The sequence below is a fragment of the Streptomyces sp. ST2-7A genome (assembly GCF_021390475.1).
Classification (GTDB): domain Bacteria; phylum Actinomycetota; class Actinomycetes; order Streptomycetales; family Streptomycetaceae; genus Streptomyces.
The window spans coordinates 1-1,549 of the sequence record NZ_JAJUWS010000087.1 but is presented as its reverse complement, the minus strand read 5'-3'; the positions used below and the strand labels follow the sequence as shown (position 1 = coordinate 1,549).

Here is a 1,549-nt window from a genome sequence, read left to right as displayed (position 1 = left end):
GGGGGGTGCCTCTATGTCTTTCGTCAAGGCATTGCTGTCGGGTTTGGGGTGGTTCGGGGCTGTTGGGGTTATGCAGCGAGTTCGATGTTCTTCGGTGTCCGGGATTCGTAGAGGGTGCCGTCGCGGAGCATGGCGAAGATGACGCCGATGCGTTGGCGGGCGAGGCGGAGGAGGGCTTGGGTGTGGGTTTTTCCGCGGGCTCGCTGGCGGTCGTAGTAGGTGCGGGAGGCGGGGTCGGCGTTCATGCAGGCGAAGGCGGAGAGGAACATCGCCCGTTTGAGCTGCCGGTTGCCGCCTCGGGGTGCGTGTTCGCCGTGGATGGAGGTGCCGGACGATTTCGTGGTGGGGGCGAGGCCGGCGTAGGAGGCGAGGTGGGCGGTGGTGGGGAAGCCGGTTGCGTCGCCGACGGTGACCAGCAGGACGGCGGCGGTCCTGACGCCGACGCCGGGCATCGAGGTCAGGACCGGGAAAAGAGGGTGGGCCTCCAGCAGGGTGTTGATCCGGGCTTCCATCGCCCTGCGCTGGGTGTGGACGGCGGACAGGGAGGCGGCCAGGGAGGGGATGACGATGTCGAGGGTGCCGGTGCCGGGGACGACGACGGTCTGCTCGTCCAGCGCCTCGAAGACGTCGTCGATGAGCCGGGTAGCCATGCGCGGGGCCTTGGGGCGGATCAGTTCCACAAGTCTGCGGCGGCCGGCCTTGCGCAGGGCGGCCGGGGAGCCGTAGCGCTCCAGCAGCCAGGTGACGGCCCGGTGGTCCAGACGGGGCCCCAAGACGCGCTCCAGGCTGGGGTGGAACTGGGTGAGCAGGCCGCGTATGCGGTTGGAGGTGCGGGTGGCCTCGGCCGCGAGGTCGGTGTCGAAACCGACGAGGACCGTGAGTTCGGCGGTGATCTCGTCGGTCAGTTCCAGGGATCGCAGGGTGTGCGGCATGGAGCGGGCCGCGTCCGCGATCACTGCGGCGTCCTTCGCGTCGGTCTTGGCCTCGCCGGGGTAGAGGTCCGCGATCCGCCGCATGGCCAGGCCGGGCAGGTAGGCAACGCGGCAGCCGGCATCGCGGGCGACGGTCAGCGACAGGGCGCCGATCGAGGCGGGCTGGTCCACGATCACCAGCACGGTGCCGAACTTCGCGGTCAGCTTGTCGAACACGGCCCGCAGCTTCGGCTCACTGTTGGGCAGCGGCTTGTCGAAGACCTTCTTCCCGGCCGGGGTGAGTCCGTGGCCGTGGTGAGCGGACTTGCCGACGTCCAGGCCCAGGAACACGCCCACGTCTTCGATCTCGAACATCGCGCCCCTCCAGGCGGGTTGAACGTGCCGGCCTCGGCAGTGGTGTCGTACTCGCGCATCCACGTTATGCAGACCTGCCGCCCGCAAACTGCCCGGCGTTGCGCCGGACCGGACGGTGGCCGGACCTCTCATCAGCGTCTCCGACGAACACCCCCGGGCCCGGTGACACCACCCCCCGGGTCATGCCTTCGACAGGGGGACACAGTCATGCCGGGCCCGGAGGCCAGCGGTCCCGTTGCAGGACCGCGAAAAACATAACGGGG

1 protein-coding gene is annotated in these 1,549 nt (G+C 69.3%); it reads right to left on the bottom strand.

All coding sequences use genetic code 11. The features are described from left to right. Positions 1-68: 68 nt before the first annotated feature. Complete coding sequence (locus LZF96_RS26295) at positions 69-1,286, bottom strand: IS110 family transposase (protein WP_233877373.1); 1,218 nt, start codon at positions 1,284-1,286, stop codon at positions 69-71. Between the last annotated feature and the right edge of the window lie 263 nt (positions 1,287-1,549).